Raw genomic sequence first — 18,409 nt, forward strand, 5'->3', positions numbered from 1 at the left:
GTCACCGCCCTCACCCACGCGGCGATCGGCCTGGGCAAGGTAGCCAACACGCACGACACCGAGGCCGCCGCGGCCCGGGACGCGGCCTTCTTCGCGGGCAAGGTACCCCCGCCGCCCCCGTTCCCGCCTCTTGCCAACGGGGTGCTCAGGCCGGACGGGCACGCGCCCGTCGGCACCCTCACCCCCCAGGGCCGCCTCCGCCTGGCCGACGGCCGCACGGGACGCTTCGACGACCTGACCGGATACGGCTTCGCCCTGGTCGCCGCAGAAGATCCCACTGCCGTCCTCGGTCCCGACCGGCTCGCCAGGCTGACGCGCCTGGGCTGCACCGTGGTCGCCCTCGACACCGTCGACGACCTCGACGGGCGGCACCGGGAGTACCTGCGGCGGCTTGGCGCGGTCGCCTACCTGGCACGCCCCGACTTCGTGTTGTTCGGCGCGGCAACCGACAGCACGGACCTCGGCGCGCTCGTGGACGACCTGGACGACGCACTGTCCAGCGCGGTCAAGGCAGCCATATGACGACCGCGGCCCCCGGGATGACTTCTCTGCCGCCGCTGGTGGCGGCCCAGCACCGGGCCATGCCCTTCACCCGGCTCACGGACTGCGGCATGGACCCGGCCGACGCCCGCCAACTGCTCACCGACACCGCAGCCGGGACGCCGTGGCAGGCCGCAGCCGCAGCCATCGCACAGACGCAGCTGGAACGGGCCCGCCGCGCGGAGGACTCGGAGCACCGCACGACCGCCTGGCAGGCGTACCGCTATGCCTCCGCGGCCTGGATGTTCGCGCAGATGGCGCACCAGACGGACACCGTTGAGAAACGGGATCTGTACGCCCGGCACACCGCCGCGACCGCCGCTCTGGCGCCCGCCGTGGAGCGCGTTGAGATCCCGTATCGTGACGGGCTGCTCGGCGGTTGGTTGTGCTTGCCGCCGACCGGCGAGGCGCAGGCAACTGTCATCGTCTGGGGCGGGCTCAGCGGGTGGGGCGCCGCGTACTTGCCGGTCGCCGACGCCTACACCTCGCGCGGCCTGGCCTGCCTGCTCGCGGAAGGCCCCGGCCAGGGCGAGTCACGGCTGCGTCACGGAATGTACGTCGACGAACGCGTCACCGACGGCTTCGCCCGCTTCCTCGACCTGGTCGAGGCCGATACCCGCCTCGGCGGCGCCATCGGTATCCAGGGCATCAGCTTCGGTGGCCTGTTCGCGGCCCACCTGGCCGCCGCCGACCCGCGCGTCGGCGCGGTGGTCGTCAACGGCGCCCCGGCCGCGCCCTCGGTCCCCGAATACCGCACCGCCCGCGAACAGATGGCCGCCGTGGTCGGCACCGACGACCTCAGCCGGGTGACCGAGGTCATGGACGCCCTGCGCTTCGCCCCGCACAAGCACCGCATCGCCTGCCCGCTGCTCGTGCTGCACGGCGGCCAGGACCCCTTGGCCCGCTACGAGGACCAGGAGCCCTTCCTGCGCGCCGCCGACCCCGCCACCGCGACCGTCCGCATCTGGCCCGACGGCGAGCACACCCTCTACAACCACGCGGCCGAACGCGACGCGCTCACCGGAGACTGGTTCACCGACCACCTCACCGGCAAGAGCACCCCGAACAGTTAGGACCACCTGTGGATTTCACCGTCGAGACCGCCACCGACGCGGTGGTGGAGAGCTTCCGGGAGACCAAGGACCAGCGCCTGCGGCAGATCGTGGAGAGCCTGACCCGCCACCTTCACGACTTCGTACGGGACATCGAACCCACGATTCAGGAGTGGGAGGCAGCGATCGGTTTCCTCACCGCCGTCGGCCAGAAGTGCGACGACACCCGCCAGGAGTTCGTCCTGCTCTCCGACATCCTGGGTGTCTCCATGCTCGTCGAGACCATCAACGGGGCCGAGGAGGGAACCGAGAGCACCGTTCTCGGCCCCTTCCACATGACCGAATCCCCCCGCCGCGAACTCGGCGACTCCATCAACCTCCTCGGCACCGGCCGTCCCTGCGCGGTCTCCGGCCGCGTGCTCGCCGCCGACGGCACCCCGCTTCAGGGCGCAGAACTCGACGTGTGGCAGTGCTCGCAGGACGGTTTCTACGACGTGCAGCAGCCGGACGCGCAGCCTCCGGGCAACGGGCGCGGCCTCTTCCGCACGGACGAGCACGGCCGCTACCGGTTCCGCACCGTCGTCCCCTCCCACTACCCGATCCCCACAGACGGCCCCGTAGGCCGCCTCCTCGAAGCGACCGGCAGGCATCCCTACCGTCCCGCCCACATCCACTTCATCGCCGGCGCCGAGCACCATCGGACGGTCACCACGCATGCGTTCGTCGCGGGCAGCCCCTACGTCGACTCAGACGCCGTCTTCGCGGTCAAGCGGGGCCTGATCACCGACTTCACCGAGTTCCACGACGAGCAGGACGCCGAGCGCCTCGGCGTGACCGCGCCCTTCATCCAGGCCAGGTTCGACATCGTGCTGGCGCCGGAGGCGAAGGCGACGCGATGACCTTCACCTACGAGGCTCTCCCCATGCGGGTGGTCTTCGGCACCGGCAGTCTGCGCCAACTGCCCGAGGAAGCAGACCGTTTGGGCCTGCGCCGACTGCTGGTGCTGTCCACGCCTGGTCAGCGCGCTCTCGCCGAGCGCGCGGCCGCCCTGCTGGGCGACGCATGCGTGGGTCTCTTCACCGAAGCCAGGATGCACGTGCCGGTCGAAGTCGCCGAAGCGGCTCGCGTGGCTGCCCGTGACGCTGGCGCGGACGGCTGTCTGGCCATCGGCGGCGGCTCCACCATCGGCTTGGGCAAGGCGATCGCCCTGACCTCCGGCCTGCCCGTGATCAGCGTGCCCACCACCTACGCCGGCTCCGAGATGACCACCGTGTGGGGACTCACCGAGAACGGGCGCAAGCGCACAGGCCGCGACCTGGCCGTCCTGCCCCGCAGCGTGGTCTACGACCCCGAACTCACCGTCGGCCTCCCCGTGGACGTGTCGGTGACCAGCGGTTTCAACGCCATCGCCCACGCCGTGGAGGCCCTGTACGCGCCCGACGCCTCGCCGATCGTGTCCCTGATGGCCGAGGAAGGGGTGCGCTCACTGGCCGCGTCCCTTCCGGCCATCGCCGCCGACCCCGGCGACATGGCGGCCCGCACCGACGCGCAGCGCGGGGCGTGGCTGTGCGGGGCGTGCCTGGGAGCCACCACCATGTCACTGCACCACAAGCTCTGCCACATCCTCGGCGGCACCTTCGACCTGCCCCACGCCACCACCCACACGGTCCTGCTCCCGTACATCGCCGCCTTCAACCTGCCCGCCGCACCGGCCGCCGAGCAGGCCCTGAACCGTGCCTTGGCCACGGACGACGTGCCAAAGCACCTCGCGCGGGCATCCGCCGACCTCGGAGCTCCACGCTCACTGGCCGAACTCGGCCTGAGGGAGCGCGACTTCGACGAGATCACAGCCCAGGCACAGGGCCAGCCCTACGCCAACCCACGACCGGTCACCGCGCAAGCCCTCCGCTTCCTCCTCACCCAGGCCCTGAAGGGATCCCTCGCGTGATCAAGTTGGTGGCCGCGGTACGGCAGCGCCCCGGAATGACGCACACCGAGTACGCCGACTACTTCGAGACGATGCACGGCGGGATAGCGGTCGCCCAACAAGCTGACCGTACGCAAGTACGTCCAGAACCACGTCCTCGACAGTGCCTACGGCGCGCTCGGGGACATGGGCTACCAGGTGACGCTGCCCCGCGACTCCGTGACTGTACTTCGACGACCTGGAGTCCATGGGGCAGCCCTTCGCTGACCCGGACGCATGCGAGGCCGTCGGCCCCGATGCGGTCAACTTCTGCGATCAGCCGGCCGCGCTGAGCATCCATGTCGAGGAGAGCGAGGCCGAGGCGCCCCGATTCGCAGAGGGCACGGTGAAGGTCGCTTCCTCAAGGGCGCCGATGGGATCGTCCCGGAGGCATTCCACAAGGGCTGGCGCCCGGCGTACGAGGACACGCTCGTCGATCGTCCGAGCCCGCCTGACACTGCGCGGCCACGAGTGGTACACGGCGCTCCCGGGGACGGCATGGCCGCGTATTTCGGAGGCGCATCGCAGCAGCCCGCGTACGACGCCTACTGCGCCCTGTGGTTCGACGAGGAGATCGTCGAGGTCTTCGAGTCCAGGGCTAGACGCAGCCGGCCGCGGGTGCGGAACACCTCGGGGAACAGGGCCAGCGCGTCGTCTTCGCACGCGGGAGTAGCCAAGGGCAATACCATCGCCGCGACACACCTCGAACCCCTGCCTATGTCCTGCGATGCAAGCCCAGTTCAGGTGGGTGGTCCTTGGCGCGGAGGAAGGTGCCGAGGGCGATGGCGACGAGGTCGCCGTGGGCGATGCCGGTGTCGGCGTTGAAGCGTCGGATGCGGCGCTGGAGTTGGAGGGCGTCGGGGTGTGCGGTGAAGGGGTGGTCGGCGGGGTTGGACTGGGCTTCGAGGGCGTCGGCGAGGTCGCGCAGCAGGCGGACGTGGTGGGTGTGGTCGAGGATGGCGTGCCCGTCGATCCGGAGCAGGGTTGGGTTTCTGCCGGCCGTGCCACCCGACGCTCCTGCGCGCGGATGTTCTCCATTTCCTGCCGCGCCCAGTACGCCGGGGTTGCCTGAACATCACGGCAGCTCGAAGCGGTGACGTGGAGCCGACCAGTCCGCTGCCGCCGACGTTGCGCGTTCGAGGTCCTCCTCGAGCAGCAGCCGCCGTGCCACGAGTTCCTCGGCAGCGGCCCTGATCCTGGCGACGTAGTCGGTCGAGTCCCGGTAGCGTTTCTGGATGCTGGGACGGGGGTCGCCGGTGATCAGCCGTTCGTCCTCCGTGGCGGCGAACGGGAACGTGGAGCCGCTGAACTCGTGCAGCGCACCGTGCCCTTGGCCGGGAGCTCGCGTGTTCCATCCGGTGTAGGTGCCGAGCGGCACGGCCGCCATCGGAGCGCGCATGCCCGCGGTTTCGTTGCCGTCGGCGTCGACGGCCGGGACCAGTACCGTGTACCGGCGGCAGCGGTCGGCGACCGGTGGCACGGCCGAACGGTCCACGGAGTACAGCTCGTTGAGCCCATGGGGCCGCAGGGCGGACGGCACGGCGGGGAACTGACGCGACCAGGCGTCCATCGTCACCAGGGTGCCGTCGGCGACCGTCGGCACCGCACTGGCCGGCGGCTCCACGCCCTCGCTCACCCAGGCGTCGACGGCGTCCAGGACTGCGCGGAAGAGGGCGGAGGTGGCGACCACGTTCTGAAGGTGGTTGCAGATCCCCTTCGCGGGAGCGCCGGCGGTCGGATCGGCCACGTGCTGGCTCGACGACCACAGATAGCCCCGTACGTTGGGTGGGAAGCCCAGGTCCCGGCCGTCCGTGGTGGTGTGCACCAGCGAGCCCCTGCGCTGCCAGTACTCCGTCGAGGTCTGAGTGTGCAGCACCTTGGGATCGCTGGCCCGCTTCATGATCGCGTCCCGTTCGCCGGTGAGATGGTCGACCGACTCAGCGTAGGCGAAGGGGAAGGTGTCGGCAGGGCTGAGGTGGTCCTCGTACTGCTGGCCGCCCGGAACCGTCAGGTTGGCGAAGCGCTCGACGCCGAGCCGGCCGGCGCCGGAAACGTGGGGCAGCAGCCCGTCGAAGACCGGGCGGCCTTCGGCGTCCTTGTTGAAGCCGAGATAGATGAAGTCGCGGATGGCTCGGCCGGTCTGGGAGCGTCCCCATCCGTAGGCGTACTCGACGGGACCGGCCGGCTCTGCGGGGTCGTGCCGCAGATGGCTGACGAGGTCGCGCACCGCGGCCAGGCCCAGCCCGAGGACGAGCGGATCCTCGGCCTCGTAGGTGAGCTCGTAGATCCAGCCGGGCTGGAACCCGCCGTCGACATGGAGGTCGCACCGGCTCGGTACGACGGCTGCGGCTGCGGTCCTCAGTTCGCTTCCGCCACCCTGCAGTCGCGCGAACCGCCAGGTTCCGGTGGGGAGTTCCTCCGGCGTGCTGTGCGGATAGCGCCGTCGGGTGAGGTGAGCGGTGCGTACACCCCGTTCGCTGACCGGGTAGGACCTGGTGCTCGACCAGCGGGACAGCGGTAGCGAGGCGGTGGGTTCCTCCACGATGAACTCGGCTGTCGTCAGGCCGCGCACGGGCCCCGCGCCTTGTCTCGCCACGGGCAGGTCGAGCAGCAGCCGTCCGTCGCCCGGCAGCAGATCGCCCTGCCAGGCACCGAAGACGATCGTGTAGCCGCGGCGCATCAGATAGCCGTTTCCGGCGTCGGCGAGCGTGCGTGGCCGGTTGGTGTGCGGGGCGTCGCAGAAGTACTGGACGGCCCGCTTGTTGCCTCGATTGCCCCAGTCGAAGAACAGCCGCCTGCGCCCGCCCTCGACCGGACGCAGGATCTCGACGTCCCCGGTGAAGCGCACCTTGCCGGTGCCGTCGGGGGGCACGAGGTCGAGGTCGGGGATCGCGTGGTTGGCGGCTGCCTTCGGGTCCACGGTGTAGTGGGCGGTGGTGGTGAGCACTTCGTACGCCCCGGTGCCGGGGAAGCGGTGGGCCTCGGCGAACGGCTCGCGGGCGTGCACCTCCAGCCGGACTGGGCGCTGCGGACCAGGACTCACCGGCTCGCCTCCTGAACCGCCGGGGAAGCGGGGCGCCAGCCCAACTCGGGTGCGATCAGGTGCCGTACGTCGTGGAGGATCTGTTCGTACTCCTCGCGATGGAACTCGTACGGCAGCTCCAGGCGCAGCTCCGACACCTGCGCGAGGACGGGATCGGCCGCCAGCTGCTCCAGGATCTGCTCCGCGGTGCCGACCACGTCCGGGGCGAACAGGAACCGTTTCGGGCCCAGCGCCGCCAGGGTCTGCGGCTTCAGGGTGCGCTCGTGCCGACTGGCCGCGTAGTCCCGGTAGCGGGTCCGGGTGGCCGCGTCGGCGCTGTCGAACGGCACGACCACCCGCCCGAGCGCTACGCGCGCCGCTGTCCGGTTCTCGCCCAGGCTGCGCCGGTACTCGGAGAGCAGGTTCAGCTGGGCGGTGGTGAAGTCGTCGGTGTCCTCGCCGGACACGATGTTGCCGGACAGCAGGTTGAGACCGTTCTCGGCGGCCCAGCGGACCGACCGCAGACTGCCTCCGCCATACCAGATCCGCTGCACCAGAGCGGGGTTGTGCGGCTGCAGCCGCGGGCGTTGGACGTTGCCGGGCGAGTGGATCACGGTGTCCGGGCCACCGAGGTAGTCGCCGCGCAGGTTGTCGACGAGGCGGGCGATCCTGCCGTACGACAGGTCGAAGCCGCGCCAGTCGCCGTCGTACACCAGGTCGCCGAGCAGGTCGGCGTGCGGCATGCCGGTGCTGAAGCCGATCTGGAGGCGGCCGCGGGACAGTACATCGGCCAGCGCCAGGTCTTCGGCCAGACGGAACGGGCTCTCGTAGCCGATCGGGATGACCGCGGTGCCCAGCTCGATCCGCTCGGTGCGCTGGCCGGCCGCGGCAAGGAACACGGCAGCGGAGCCGACGCCGTGTTCGAGGTGACGCTGGCGGATCCAGGCGCCGTCGTAGCCGAGCCGTTCGCCGTACTCGAAGAGTTGGAGTGTCTCCTCCAGACCGGTGTACGGGTCGTCGTCGGCGAAGTTGCCCGGGGTGAGAAGGGCCAGTGAGGTAATGGCAGGAGTGCTCATACGGCCCTCAGTTCGTGGTGGTCTCGGCGGCGGGGGTGGGGACGCGGCCGCCGGGGATCGCCGCGAGCAGTTCGCGGGTGTACTCGTGGCGGGGGCGGGTGAACAGTTCCTCTGGCGGGCCTGTCTCGACGACACGGCCGGCCCGCATGACGGCGACCTGGTGCGCGATCTGACGTACGACGGCCAGGTCGTGCGAGATGAACAGGTACGCCACCCCCGTGTCGGCCTGCAACTCGGCCAGCAGGTCCAGGACTTGGGCTTGCACGGACACGTCGAGCGCGGAGACCGGCTCGTCGCACACCACCAGGTCGGGAGAGAGGGCGAGGGCACGGGCGATCGCCACTCGCTGCCGCTGCCCGCCGGACAGTTCCGCCGGGCGGCGCTCCAGCGTGGCGGCCGGAAGGGCCACCCGGTCGAGCAGATCACGGGCCCGGGCGAGCCGGGAGGCGCGGTCGCCGACCTTGAAGGCGCGCAGCGGCTCGGTGATCACCTCGCCGATGGCGAAGCGGGGGTCGAGCGAGGCGTACGGGTTCTGGTAGACGAGCTGGGCGCGGCGGCGCAGCTGCCTGGCCTGGGCGCCCTTGGCGGTGGTGACGTCGGTGCCGTCGAAGAGGATCTGTCCGGCACTCGCGTCGGCGAGCCGGAGCACCAGGCGGGCAGTGGTTGACTTGCCCGAGCCCGACTCTCCGACCAGGGCGAGGGTCTGGCCTCGGCGGAGGGTGAAGCTGACGTCGTCGACGGCGCGCAGGGTGCGGGGCCCGTCGCCGGTGCGGGGCAGCCTGAACTCCTTGACCAGGTTGCGTACCTCGACCAGGGGCGCCGAATCCGGCTTGGGGACGGAGACAGGGGTGCGGGGCCGGGCGGTGGTCAGGCTCGGGGCGCTGGCCAGCAGGTGCCGGGTGTAGTCGTCCTGCGGGTCGGCGAGGATGTCATGGGTGGGGCCTGCCTCGACGACCTTGCCTTGCGACATCACGACCAGCCGCTGCGCCCGGTCGGCGGCGACCCCGAGATCGTGGGTGACGAGCAGGACCGCGGTGCCCGACTCCTCGGTGAGGCGCTGGAGATGGTCGAGGATGACCCGCTGCACGGTGACGTCGAGCGCGCTGGTGGGCTCGTCGGCGATGATCAGCTCGGGCTGGGCGGCGAGGGCGATGGCGATCAGGGCGCGTTGCCGCATGCCGCCGGACAGTTCGTGCGGGTACTGCCGGGCCCGGGTGGCCGCGTCGGGCAGTCCGGCCCGGTCCAGGACGGCGATCGCCTCGGCGGGAGCCGAGCGGCGGGTTGCGAGACCATGGATGCGCAGCACTTCGGCGACCTGGTCGCCGATGCGCTTGACGGGGTTGAGGGAGACCGTCGGATCCTGGGGGACCAGTCCGATCCGCGCTCCGCGTACGGTGCGCAGTTCCGCCTCCGACAGGGTGGCCAGGTCGTGCCGGCCGAAGCGGACGGTGCCCGCGTCGATGCTGCCGTTCGCCGACAGGAGCCGGGTGATCGCGTGCGCGGTCGTGCTCTTGCCGGAGCCGGACTCGCCGACCACCGCCGTCACCTGTCCCGGCCACACGTCGAGGTCCACGCCCCGGACGGCCTCGACCGTGCCGCCCCGGGTGCGGTACGACACCGACAGGCCGCGGATTTCCAGCAGGGGTGTGGTCACGTCCTCACCGTTCTCACGTTCGTCGGTCATAGCTGCCGGGACCATTCGCCGTCCAGCGCCCGGGCGATGCGGTTGGTGGCCAGTACGGTCGCGGCGATCGCCAGCCCGGGCAGGGCGGTCAGCCACCAGGCGTTGGCGAGGTAGTTGCGGCCGTCGGAGATCAACGTGCCCCACTCCGGGGCCGGCGGGGGCGCCCCGTAGCCGAGGAAGCTCAGCGCCGACACGGCCAGGATGGAGGAGCCGAAGTCGAGGGTGGCCAGCACGATCACCGGGCCCGCCGCGTTGGGCAGCACATGCCGGCCCAGCACCGAGTACCAGCGCGCTCCGCTGGCGCGTGAGGCCTCGACGAAGACGGCCTGCCGCACCCGCAGCACCTCAGCGCGCGCCACCCGCGCGAACGCGGCCACACTGGCGATGCCGACCGCGACCGCCACCTTCACCGTCCCGTAGCCCAGCGCGGTGACCAGGGCCAGGGACATGAACAGCGCGGGGATGGACAGCAGCACGTCGACGAAGCGCATCAGCACGTCGTCCACCCAGCGGCCCACGAACCCGGCGACCACCCCCAGCAGCCCGCCGACCACGAACGCGACCAGCACGGCGATCAGCGTTGCCTTCAGGGACAGTTGGGCGCCGTGGACGACCCGGGAGAACACGTCTCGGCCCAACTCGTCGGTGCCGAACCAGTGACTGCCGCTCGGGCCGCGGAAGTTCTGCGACGGCACGCCCTTCAGCGGGTCCTGCGAGGTGAACAGGTCGGGCCAGAACGAGGCCAGCACCACCAGCACGAGGACGACCACCGACAGCAGCAGCCCCGGGCGGCGCACCACGAACCGCAGCAGCCGCCGTACGTCCACGCGGCGCCCGGGATCAGGCTCCGGCCCCGCAGCGACCGGGCGGGCCAGTCCCAGTGCCGCTTCGGCGGGGTCGTCGACAAGGCTCTGGCTCATGCGAGGGCCGCCTTTCTGCCCGAGGTCACCATGATCCGGGGGTCGAGGAGTGGATAGACCAGGTCGATGACCAGGTTCGTCGTCACGAAGATCAGCGCCCCCAACACCACCACCCCCTGGACCAGCGGGATGTCCTGGGCCGTGACCGCCGCCGCGGTGACGCGGCCGAGGCCGTCGCGGGAGAACACCGTCTCGACGACGACCGAACCGGCGATCAGCTGCCCCACCAGCAGGCCGACGACCGTCAGCGCCGGCAGGGACGCGTTGCGCAGCGCGTGCCGCAGATGGACCCGCCACCGGCCGGCGCCCTTGGCCCGGGCGGTCTCCACATACGCCTGGTCCAGTGCGGTGAGCAGGCTCTTGGCGAGCACCTGCGCGATCTGCGCACCGGTCGGCACCGCCAGAGTCAGCGCCGGCAATACCAGCCCCTTGAATCCGTCGTTGCCGAACGCGGGGAACCAGTGCAGCCGGAAGGAGAATGTCTCGACGAGCAGCAGCCCCACCCAGAACGTCGGGACAGACACTCCCAGCGGCGGCAGCGACAGCAGCAGCTGCCGCAGCCAGCGCTGAGAGGTGTAGGTGGCCAGCACCGCCAGACCGCCGCCGAGCACGACCGCCAACAGCAGTGCGGCACCGGTCAGTTGAAGGGTCTGCGGCAGTGCGTCGGCCAGCGTGGAGGTCACCGGTCGGCCTGTGGAGACCGCGTCGCCGAGGTCCCCACCCACCGCCCGGCCCAGATAGTCGGCGTACTGCACGAGCACGGGCTTGTCGAAGCCGTACTCGTGCCGCAGCGCGGCGAGCCGGGCCGGATCGACCTGACCCGAGTCCATCCCGGCACCGGCCATCGCGGTGACCGGGTCCCCGGGCAGCCAGTTCAGTACCAGGAACGACACCGTGTACGCCGCCCACAGCACCCCGACCGCCTGCGCCAGTCGCTTGATCACATAGCGGCGCATGCACTAGCCGATCCAGGTGTCGTGCAACTGGATGCGGCTGCCCGAGTCGAAGGCGAGGTCGTGCACCTTCTTCGTCACGGCCAGCTGGGTCTGGAGCTCCACCACCGGCACGTTGTAGGCGTTCTGCACGATCAGTTTCTGCGCCTCGTCCACCAGCTGCCTGCGCTTCGCCGTGTCCGTGGTCGCGGCCTGCCCGGACAGCGCGGTGTCCAGCGAACTGGCGGGCACGCGGTAGAAGTTGGCCAGCTGCGTGGAGAAGGAGCTGCGCAGGATGTCCGGGTCCGAGCGGGTCACGTTGCTCCACACCAGGTCGAAGTCACCGCCCTGGAGCGTGGTGGCGAACTGGCTGACCTGGCCCTGCTTGAGCGCCACGTCGATCCCGACGGTTTTCAACTGCTGCTGGACGAGCTCCAGTGCCGGCTGGTTGGTGGCGGCGTTGGGGAACCAGCTGATGGTCAGGTTCAGCTTCTTGCCGTCCCTGGCGCGGATTCCGTCGCTGCCCGCCTTCCAGCCGGCCGCGTCCAGGAGGGCCTTCGCCTTGGCCGCGTCGAAGGCGAGGTCCGAGGAGAGGTCGGTGTAGTCGGGCGTGGTGTGCGCCAGGATGCTGGTCGCCGGCTGGGTGCCGGTCGGGAACACGGTGTCGGCGATCTGCTTGCGGTCGACGGCGGCGAGGACCGCCTGGCGCACCTTCACGTCCTTCAGGAGGGGCCGCGAGTTGTTGATCCCAAGCCCGAACACCACGCCCGGGTTGGCCCGGCGCAGGAGGGTGACCTGCCCACCCTTGAGCGCCGCCTCGTTGGCCTTGCCGACGCTGCTGATCGCGTCCACCTGCCCGGACTGGAGACTGCCGGCCCGCACCCCCGCCTCCGGCACGACCTTGAACACCAGCTTGTCCAGATAGGCCTCACCCTTCTTGGACCACAGCGAGGATCCCCAGTCGTAGCCGATGCGCTTGGCCAGGGTGATCGACTGGTTCTGCACGTACTGCTTCAGCACGAAAGGCCCGGACCCGATCACGCCCTCACTGCACTTCTGTTGCGGGGTCTTCTTCACGCTCGCCGACGACTCGATGCCCAGCGAATGGGTCGAAGTCGCCTGAAGGAACTGCGCGTTGGGCTGCTTGAAGGTCACCTTGACGGTGAGTGGGTCCACCACGGCTGTGCTCTTGACACCGCTGAGGTACCCCTGGGCGAGGGTCCCGAGGGCGCCGAGCTTCGGCACCGCGTCGAAGTTGTCCTTGACCACCTGCGCGGTCAGCTTCGAGCCGTCGCTGAAGGTGACGTCCGACCTCAGATGGAAAGTGAACGTCGTGGCGTCGGAGCTGACATCCCAGCTCTTCGCCAGCCACGGCACGATCTTGCCGGTCTTGGGGTCCTGGTCCGTCAGTGAGTCCACGACCTGGCGCACCGAGTAGATGCTCTCGTTGCTGCCGACCTGCTGCGGATCCACGCAGCCTGCGTCCGAACCCACCGCGAAGGTCAGGGTGCCGCCGGACTTGGGCTGACCGGCGCCGCTGCCGGAATCGCCGCCGCCGGAGCCGCAGGCGGTCAGCAGAACACTGGTGGTCACAAGGGCGGTCAGTGCCGCCCACCGGGAGGTTCTGACATCGGAAAGTGCAATCACGGAGGGCTTCTCCTACTCGTTCACCAGACACGGGTGTGGTGCGGGGCACGGCCGTGCGTGGGCATGCGGCCCCGGCCGACGCGACGCCGGTGCCGGGGGAGCGCTGGGCAGACGGGGATCAGAGGGAAAAGGGGGGATCAAAGACAGACGGAGATCAGGCGCAGGCGGGTGCGGCGACGACAGGTGCCGTACTGCGACCAGCGGCGGGAAGGCCCGTCAGGCCTGACAGAGACAGCTGGTCGAGCGCTTGAGGTCGATGTGGCGCCGTCGCGACAGCCGGGAGAACACGGTGGCGCCGGCGAAGCGGGCGTCGAGGTCACCACCGTGCCGCATATCGGTCCTCCACATATCCGGCCCCGGTCACGGGGCCGCGCGCTTGCGGGGATCGTCGGTGATCCCGCCGGGCTTTCACCTGGAGCACCCCACCGCGCGGGAGGGTTGCCGGTCAGCGAGCCAGGGCTTGACGCTGACACTCAATGCCGTTCGTGATCGTACGGAGCGGTCTTGGCGTACGTCAATGGCGCAAAGGGACGCCGTGTAAGGGGAGTCGGGGCTGGAGTGCGTCCGGCTCAGGAGCCGCCGCGCTCGCGGGGGATCTTCTGCCCGGCCTCGATCGCCACCGGCAGCCGGTTCTCGGCCGGGGGCAGCGGGCAGGTGGCCAGGTCGGTGTAGGCGCACGGCAGGTTCGTGGCGCGGTTGAAGTCCACGATGAGCGTGCCGTCGGCGGCGGGCGGATCGAGGGCCAGAGCCCGGTTGGCGGCGTACGTGGTGAGGCCGGAGGTCGCGTCGGTGAACAGCACCATCAGCCGTCCCGCACCAGGGCCGGGGAACGCGGTCAGCCGCAGCGGGCGCCCGTCGAGCTCGAACTCGACCCTGCCCGGAGCGTCGTACACATGCTCAAGGCCCTCGACCGCGGCGCCCACGGTGGTCGGTCGTGGCGTGTCGAAGGGGATGTAGCGGCCCGTCACGGCCCAGCGCGGGTCGGGGGCGTAGGCGGGTGTTCCGGTGAAGGCCGTGCGCAGCGGCGCGTCCGGGTGCCGGGGGCGCACGATGTCGTTGCCGCCGCGCTTGGCGACCTCGATGACGGCGTCTCCCCAGACGGCGTCGACGCCGCCGCGCTCGGGCAGCACACCGAAGCGGTGTTCGCCGCGTACCGGCGTTCCGTCGACGACCAGTTCCTCACCTTCGTCGAGGTGTACGACGACGCCTTCGGGGCCGGTGTGCCACGCGCCGGGCGCGTCCGGGAAGCGCTGGGGTCGGTCGTCGAGCCAGTGCAGGCCGGTGACCGCCAGGAACCCGTGCGGGGCGGCGAGCCGGGCCTCCTGGGCGCGGTGCCACTCCAGCCAGGTCTCGGTGAAGGCGTGGAGGTCCGTGGTGGTGGCCTCGATGGTCATGGGGAATCTCCTTTGTGCCGGGGGTGCCTTAGGGCAGGGGATGCAGGGGGCTGACGAGTCGACGGGTGTACTCAGCCGGCCAGTTCGCCGAGGAGTCGCCAGGTGCGTCGCCGGTCGGCTTCTCCGGCGATCTCGGTGCCCGAGAACACCACCTCGGTGGCGCCGGCGTCGCGGTACCGCCGTATCTCGGCCTCGACGGTCTTCTCGTCGCCGATCACGGCCAGGTCGGCGGCCCGCCTGCCGCCGGAGAGTTCGATGACCCGCGCGTAGGACGGGATCTGTTCATAGAAGGCGAGGTTCTCGGTGGCCTTGGCCCGCACCGCGTCGACGTCGTCGGTGACCACGCCGGCTACCAGGGCCACGATCCTGGGCGCGGGGCGGCCTGCGGCCTCGGCCGCGGCGGTCAGGGCGGGCACGATGTGGTCCGCCAGGGCGCGCGGTCCCGCCAGATACGGCAGGATCCCGTCGGCAAGCTCGCCGCTGGCCCGCAGAGCCTGCGGCCCCATCGCGGCGACGAGCAGGGGGACGCCGTTCTCGGCACCCGGTACCCGCGCCGGGACGGGTGTGGTGGCGGTGAGCAGCTCGCCGTGGAAGTCGGCCGTGCCGGTCTCGGTCAACTGCCGTAGGGCGGTGAGGAATTCGCGCAGCCGGGCGATGGGTCGTTCGAAAGGCAGGCCGAAGCCCGTCTCCGTCAGCAGTTTCGTGCCCAGAGCCAGACCGAGGTGATAGCGGCCGTGGGTCGCGGCCTGGGCGGTCTGGGCCTGGCTGGAGACGAGCAGCGGGTGCCGGCCGAAGACGGGGATCGCGGAGGTGCCGACCTGCAGTCCGGGCACTTCGCGCCCGACGATCGCCGCGAGCTGGGGTGAGTCCGCGCCGAAGGTCTGCCCGAACCAGGCCGACGTGACACCGGACTCCGCAGCCTCCTGGGCCAGTTGGACGGTGGCGTCGACCTGGTTCGGTGTGTCGGACGCGTTGAGCGCTACTCCAACAGTCATGTCAGTCAGAACGGGCTTCGGCCGAACCCGCATTCCGGTCGGCGTGTGACAGCTTCTTGTCAGTCATGTGTACAAGGGCCGGCTCGGGGGCTCAGCCCGCCTGTCGTCGGTCCGGTGCGGACCGGTGGGTGAGGGGTGCGCGCAGGCCGAGGTTCTCGCGCAGGGTGGTGCCGGTGTATTCGGTGCGGTAGATGCCGCGTTCCTGCAGTTCCGGGACGAGCAGGTCGACTATGTCGTCGAGGCCGTCGGGGATGAGGTACGGCGTGACGTTGAAGCCGTCGATCGCGCCGTGCCGTACGAAGCGGGCGAACTTGTCGGCCAGACCGGACGGAGTGCCGACGTGCCCGCGCTGCGGGCCGAGTGCGATGACGGTCTCACGCAGCGACCAGCGGTGCGCCTCCGCCTTCGCCCGCCATTCGGCCACGATGGCGCGCGGGTCGGCGATGCGCCGGGCACCGAAGGAGCCGTCGTTCTCACTGACGACGGGGTCCTCCTTGGGCAGGGGCCCGTCGGCGTCGCGGTCGGACAGGTCGATGCCCCACAGCAGTCCGGCGATCCCCAAGGCCGTGGCCGGGGTGACCTGTTGGAGTCGGATCCAGCGCTTCTTCTCCTGGGCCTCCTCCTCGGTGGCGCCGAGGATGATCTCGGTACCGGGCAGGATCCGCAGATCGTCGTCGGGCCGCCCGACCGCGCGCAGCCGGCGTCGGATGTCGTCGGCGAAGGCCAGCGCGTCGTCGAAGTCGGTGCCGTGCGCGGAGAAGATGACGTCGGCGTTGCGGGCGGCGAAGTCGCGTCCCTCGCCGGAATCCCCGGCCTGGAAGATCACCGGGTGCCCCTGGGCGCTGCGCGGCAGGGTCGGAGAGAGGTCGACGTCGAACTGCGGTCCCTTGTGGCGCACTTGGTGTACGGCGCCCGGCGCCGACCAGGCGGGTGCGTTCGCGGAGTCGGCGACGGCTCCGTTCTCCCAGCCGTCCCAGAGTGCGCGGGCCACGGTGAGGAACTCTTCGGCACGCCGGTAGCGGTCGGTATGGTCGAGGTAGCCGCCGCGCCGGAAGTTCGCGCCGGTCCAGGCGTTGTCCGTGGTCACCACGTTCCAGCCGGCGCGGCCCTCGGAGAGCAGGTCCAGGCCGGACAGGCGGCGGGCCAGATCGGCGGGTTCGTTGAAGGTGGAGTTGGAGGTGGAGACGAGGCCGATGCGGCGGGTGACCGCGGCAAGCGCCGCGAGCTGCGTGATGGCGTCCGGCCGTCCGGCCACGTCGAGATCGTGGATCCTGCCGTCGACCTCGCGCAGCCGCAGGCCCTCGCCGAGGAAGAACGCGTCGAACAGGCCGCGTTCGGCGGTCTGGGCGACCTTGCGGAAGGAGGCGGGGTCGATCTGGGAGCCGCTGTCGGGGGCGGACCAGATGGTCCAGTGGTTGACGCCCTGGAAGAACACCCCGAAGTGGAGCTGGGCGTGCGGCCGGGGGACGTCGAGGGGGTCGGTGCGGGTCATCGGGCATCCTCCTGGGCGGCCACGGCAGCGGCGGCGAAGCGATGGGCGGGGCGCTCCAGACCCAGGGTCGAGCGCAGGGACGTACCGGGCAGCGGACGGGCGACGAGACGCCGCTCGGACAGGGCGGGCAGGACGAGGCGGGAGAGGACGGGCAGGTCCTCGTCCAGCACCAGCGGATGCAGTCGTACACCGTCGACGTGACGGCTCAGTTCACCCAGGAGAGCGACGAGTTGGTCTGCGGCACCGATGTGCCGCAGCCTTCCCCGGTCCCTCCACGCCCCGTGTCGTTCCAGGTCGGTGACGCGCTCGGCGGCCGTGGCCTCCGGCGTGTCCAGCGCCACCTCGACCTCGGCGAAGACGCGGGGCGTACCGGGGGCAGCGGCGGCCGTGGCGACCGACGCGAGATCGCGCCCCTCGACGAGAGCGACGTCGAGCTGTGCGGCGGGAACCCGGTCGGGCCGGCCCAGGACGACGAGCTGCCCCTGTGGCGGGCGCGGCACGATCGCCGGGCCCTTGACGGCATACGTGTCACCGGTGAAGTCGATGTGGTGGAGCCGTTCGCGGTCGAGGTAGCGGCTGGTGGCCACGGACCGGATGACCGCGTCGTCCTCCCACGAGTCCCACAGGGCGCGGGCCACCTCCACCCCGTCCCTCGACTCCCGGGCCAGCGCGTCGGCGTCGGCGACCAGGGGACGCCCCCAGGCACGGGCCGCCTCGGGACGCTCCTCCTCCGTCACCACCCACCCGGCGCGACCGGCGGAGACGTGGTCCAGGGACGCCAACTGACTGGAGACATGGAACGGTTCGGCATACGTCACCGGGACGACGGGCGCGATCCCGATGGTGCTCGTGGACGCCGCTGCGAAAGCCGCCCGCTCCACCGCGCCGATGCGGCCCACCGGATCCCGTGCGGCACCGGGCGGCAGCACGCCGTCGTCCAGGGTGATCAGGGTGAACCCGGTGTTCTCGGCGATGGCGGCGACCTGGGCCACGCGGCGCGGGGTGAGCAGCTGATCGGGGGAGTGGGCGGCGCGGCGCCAGGCCGCGGGGTGGGCGCCGTCGCCGTCGATCTCGACGGCGAGGTGCAGGACAGGGTCGGACATGGGGTTCCTTCCGGGAACACGAGAACTCGCGGCCACGGGGCCACGACGAGACAGCCGGCGGGACGGCCGGCAGGGGTCAGGCGTAACCGGAAGGACAGACGGCGGAGGAGGTGCGGCAGTAGTCCACATGCCGTCGGGTGATGAGCCGCGCACCGGTGCACGTACAGCGCGGTGCCGCGCCCAGTACGTGCATCAAAGCCTCCACCTGTCAGCAACTTTCCCGTTCAACGTATGTCGTCCGCCCCTGTGAATGTCAAGGTCGACCATGGGCGCAGGGGCGTCTCACCCGCTGGGACCCATGGTGGACGCATCTTTCCGGGTGTGCTTTGATCCGGTCATGGAGACGACTGGCACGGCACGCACGGTGCTGCTCGACCCGTTCTGGGTGAGCCGCCGCGCCGATCAGTTCGACCAGGTCTGTTGCTGATCGCCGTTCGACGGCTCGCGATCTCGCTCTTCTCTTTCTGCCTGCAGCCTTCTCTCGACCTCAACTAGTGTGCTGCGCCAGAGATCCGTCGGCAGAAGCGGGCGAGGGAGTCGAGGATTTCCTCGGCTGTTTTGGTCCAGATGAACGGCTTGGGGTCCT

At 70.8% G+C, this 18,409-nt stretch carries 16 protein-coding genes, 1 pseudogene and 1 riboswitch; of the genes and pseudogenes, 5 read left to right on the forward strand and 12 right to left on the reverse strand.

All coding sequences use genetic code 11. The features are described from left to right. The 4 genes and pseudogenes from ACZ5SK_RS47865 to ACZ5SK_RS47880 form a co-directional block, all read left to right on the forward strand. Positions 1-522: pseudogene (locus ACZ5SK_RS47865) on the forward strand (bifunctional 3-(3-hydroxy-phenyl)propionate/3-hydroxycinnamic acid hydroxylase MhpA); the annotation flags it as partial. Positions 523-539: 17 nt separating this feature from the next. Then, positions 540-1,613 carry an alpha/beta hydrolase family protein gene (locus ACZ5SK_RS47870; protein ID WP_361710642.1) on the forward strand — a complete coding sequence of 358 codons (1,074 nt, stop codon included), beginning with the start codon at positions 540-542 and terminating at the stop codon, positions 1,611-1,613. Between the two features lie 8 nt (positions 1,614-1,621). Beyond that, on the forward strand, positions 1,622-2,491 hold the full coding sequence (locus ACZ5SK_RS47875) for a dioxygenase family protein (RefSeq protein WP_334573673.1): 870 nt from the start codon (positions 1,622-1,624) through the stop codon (positions 2,489-2,491). Continuing rightward, positions 2,488-3,540, forward strand: coding sequence for a maleylacetate reductase (locus ACZ5SK_RS47880; RefSeq protein WP_334573671.1), 1,053 nt, complete (start codon positions 2,488-2,490; stop codon positions 3,538-3,540). Before ACZ5SK_RS47875 ends, ACZ5SK_RS47880 begins: the two co-directional genes overlap by 4 nt. 563 nt (positions 3,541-4,103) lie before the next feature. On the opposite strand, the gene ACZ5SK_RS47885 is transcribed toward ACZ5SK_RS47880, so the two are convergent. Next, the gene (locus tag ACZ5SK_RS47885; protein WP_468578067.1) at positions 4,104-4,235 is read right to left on the reverse strand and encodes a hypothetical protein; all 132 of its coding nucleotides are present in this window, start codon (positions 4,233-4,235) and stop codon (positions 4,104-4,106) included. A gap of 50 nt (positions 4,236-4,285) precedes the next feature. Between ACZ5SK_RS47885 and ACZ5SK_RS47890 the strand changes: the two genes are divergently transcribed. Continuing rightward, positions 4,286-4,630: a hypothetical protein gene (locus ACZ5SK_RS47890; RefSeq protein ID WP_457495915.1), complete on the forward strand. Its 345-nt coding sequence runs from the start codon at positions 4,286-4,288 to the stop codon at positions 4,628-4,630. A 3-nt stretch (positions 4,631-4,633) separates the two neighbouring features. On the opposite strand, the gene ACZ5SK_RS47895 is transcribed toward ACZ5SK_RS47890, so the two are convergent. From ACZ5SK_RS47895 to ACZ5SK_RS47945, 11 genes are all read right to left on the reverse strand, one after another. Then, positions 4,634-6,601, reverse strand: coding sequence for an alpha/beta hydrolase domain-containing protein (locus tag ACZ5SK_RS47895; RefSeq protein WP_468578069.1), 1,968 nt, complete (start codon positions 6,599-6,601; stop codon positions 4,634-4,636). Continuing rightward, complete coding sequence (locus tag ACZ5SK_RS47900) at positions 6,598-7,656, reverse strand: LLM class flavin-dependent oxidoreductase (protein ID WP_361710649.1); 1,059 nt, start codon at positions 7,654-7,656, stop codon at positions 6,598-6,600. The genes ACZ5SK_RS47895 and ACZ5SK_RS47900 overlap by 4 nt, the downstream gene beginning before the upstream one ends. Positions 7,657-7,663: 7 nt before the next feature. Beyond that, positions 7,664-9,340, reverse strand: coding sequence for an ABC transporter ATP-binding protein (locus ACZ5SK_RS47905; protein WP_334573666.1), 1,677 nt, complete (start codon positions 9,338-9,340; stop codon positions 7,664-7,666). After that, on the reverse strand, positions 9,337-10,260 hold the full coding sequence (locus tag ACZ5SK_RS47910) for an ABC transporter permease (protein ID WP_361710652.1): 924 nt from the start codon (positions 10,258-10,260) through the stop codon (positions 9,337-9,339). Before ACZ5SK_RS47910 ends, ACZ5SK_RS47905 begins: the two co-directional genes overlap by 4 nt. Then, positions 10,257-11,216: an ABC transporter permease gene (locus tag ACZ5SK_RS47915; protein ID WP_334573664.1), complete on the reverse strand. Its 960-nt coding sequence runs from the start codon at positions 11,214-11,216 to the stop codon at positions 10,257-10,259. The genes ACZ5SK_RS47910 and ACZ5SK_RS47915 overlap by 4 nt, the downstream gene beginning before the upstream one ends. A gap of 3 nt (positions 11,217-11,219) precedes the next feature. Further along, on the reverse strand, positions 11,220-12,785 hold the full coding sequence (locus ACZ5SK_RS47920; RefSeq protein ID WP_443041173.1) for an ABC transporter substrate-binding protein: 1,566 nt from the start codon (positions 12,783-12,785) through the stop codon (positions 11,220-11,222). Positions 12,786-13,055: 270 nt separating this feature from the next. Beyond that, positions 13,056-13,172: a putative leader peptide gene (locus tag ACZ5SK_RS47925; RefSeq protein ID WP_334573660.1), complete on the reverse strand. Its 117-nt coding sequence runs from the start codon at positions 13,170-13,172 to the stop codon at positions 13,056-13,058. A gap of 34 nt (positions 13,173-13,206) precedes the next feature. Next, positions 13,207-13,320: riboswitch (SAM riboswitch) on the reverse strand. Positions 13,321-13,408: 88 nt separating this feature from the next. Further along, a complete protein-coding gene (locus ACZ5SK_RS47930) occupies positions 13,409-14,233 on the reverse strand; it encodes a DUF1684 domain-containing protein (RefSeq protein WP_334573659.1) in 825 nt (274 codons plus the stop codon). A gap of 71 nt (positions 14,234-14,304) precedes the next feature. Then, entirely contained in the window at positions 14,305-15,228 is a 924-nt protein-coding gene (locus ACZ5SK_RS47935) for an LLM class F420-dependent oxidoreductase (RefSeq protein ID WP_334573657.1), read from the reverse strand. Positions 15,229-15,319: 91 nt separating this feature from the next. Further along, on the reverse strand, positions 15,320-16,720 hold the full coding sequence (locus ACZ5SK_RS47940; RefSeq protein ID WP_334573656.1) for an NtaA/DmoA family FMN-dependent monooxygenase: 1,401 nt from the start codon (positions 16,718-16,720) through the stop codon (positions 15,320-15,322). Beyond that, complete coding sequence (locus ACZ5SK_RS47945) at positions 16,717-17,823, reverse strand: LLM class flavin-dependent oxidoreductase (RefSeq protein WP_334573655.1); 1,107 nt, start codon at positions 17,821-17,823, stop codon at positions 16,717-16,719. The genes ACZ5SK_RS47940 and ACZ5SK_RS47945 overlap by 4 nt, the downstream gene beginning before the upstream one ends. Positions 17,824-18,409: the final 586 nt, after the last annotated feature.

The sequence above is a fragment of the Streptomyces sp. NPDC031474 genome (assembly GCF_055581185.1).

Excerpts from the sequence above, each read along its gene's own strand:
- ACZ5SK_RS47870 (WP_361710642.1), top strand. The coding sequence starts at position 540 with ATGACTTCTCTGCCGCCGCTGGTGGCGGCCCAGCACCGGGCCATGCCC.
- ACZ5SK_RS47880 (WP_334573671.1), top strand. The coding sequence starts at position 2,488 with ATGACCTTCACCTACGAGGCTCTCCCCATGCGGGTGGTCTTCGGCACC.
- ACZ5SK_RS47890 (WP_457495915.1), top strand. The coding sequence starts at position 4,286 with ATGCAAGCCCAGTTCAGGTGGGTGGTCCTTGGCGCGGAGGAAGGTGCC.
- ACZ5SK_RS47900 (WP_361710649.1), bottom strand. The coding sequence starts at position 7,656 with ATGAGCACTCCTGCCATTACCTCACTGGCCCTTCTCACCCCGGGCAAC.
- ACZ5SK_RS47905 (WP_334573666.1), bottom strand. The coding sequence starts at position 9,340 with ATGACCGACGAACGTGAGAACGGTGAGGACGTGACCACACCCCTGCTG.
- ACZ5SK_RS47910 (WP_361710652.1), bottom strand. The coding sequence starts at position 10,260 with ATGAGCCAGAGCCTTGTCGACGACCCCGCCGAAGCGGCACTGGGACTG.
- ACZ5SK_RS47915 (WP_334573664.1), bottom strand. The coding sequence starts at position 11,216 with ATGCGCCGCTATGTGATCAAGCGACTGGCGCAGGCGGTCGGGGTGCTG.
- ACZ5SK_RS47925 (WP_334573660.1), bottom strand. The coding sequence starts at position 13,172 with ATGCGGCACGGTGGTGACCTCGACGCCCGCTTCGCCGGCGCCACCGTG.
- ACZ5SK_RS47930 (WP_334573659.1), bottom strand. The coding sequence starts at position 14,233 with ATGACCATCGAGGCCACCACCACGGACCTCCACGCCTTCACCGAGACC.
- ACZ5SK_RS47935 (WP_334573657.1), bottom strand. The coding sequence starts at position 15,228 with ATGACTGTTGGAGTAGCGCTCAACGCGTCCGACACACCGAACCAGGTC.
- ACZ5SK_RS47940 (WP_334573656.1), bottom strand. The coding sequence starts at position 16,720 with ATGACCCGCACCGACCCCCTCGACGTCCCCCGGCCGCACGCCCAGCTC.
- ACZ5SK_RS47945 (WP_334573655.1), bottom strand. The coding sequence starts at position 17,823 with ATGTCCGACCCTGTCCTGCACCTCGCCGTCGAGATCGACGGCGACGGC.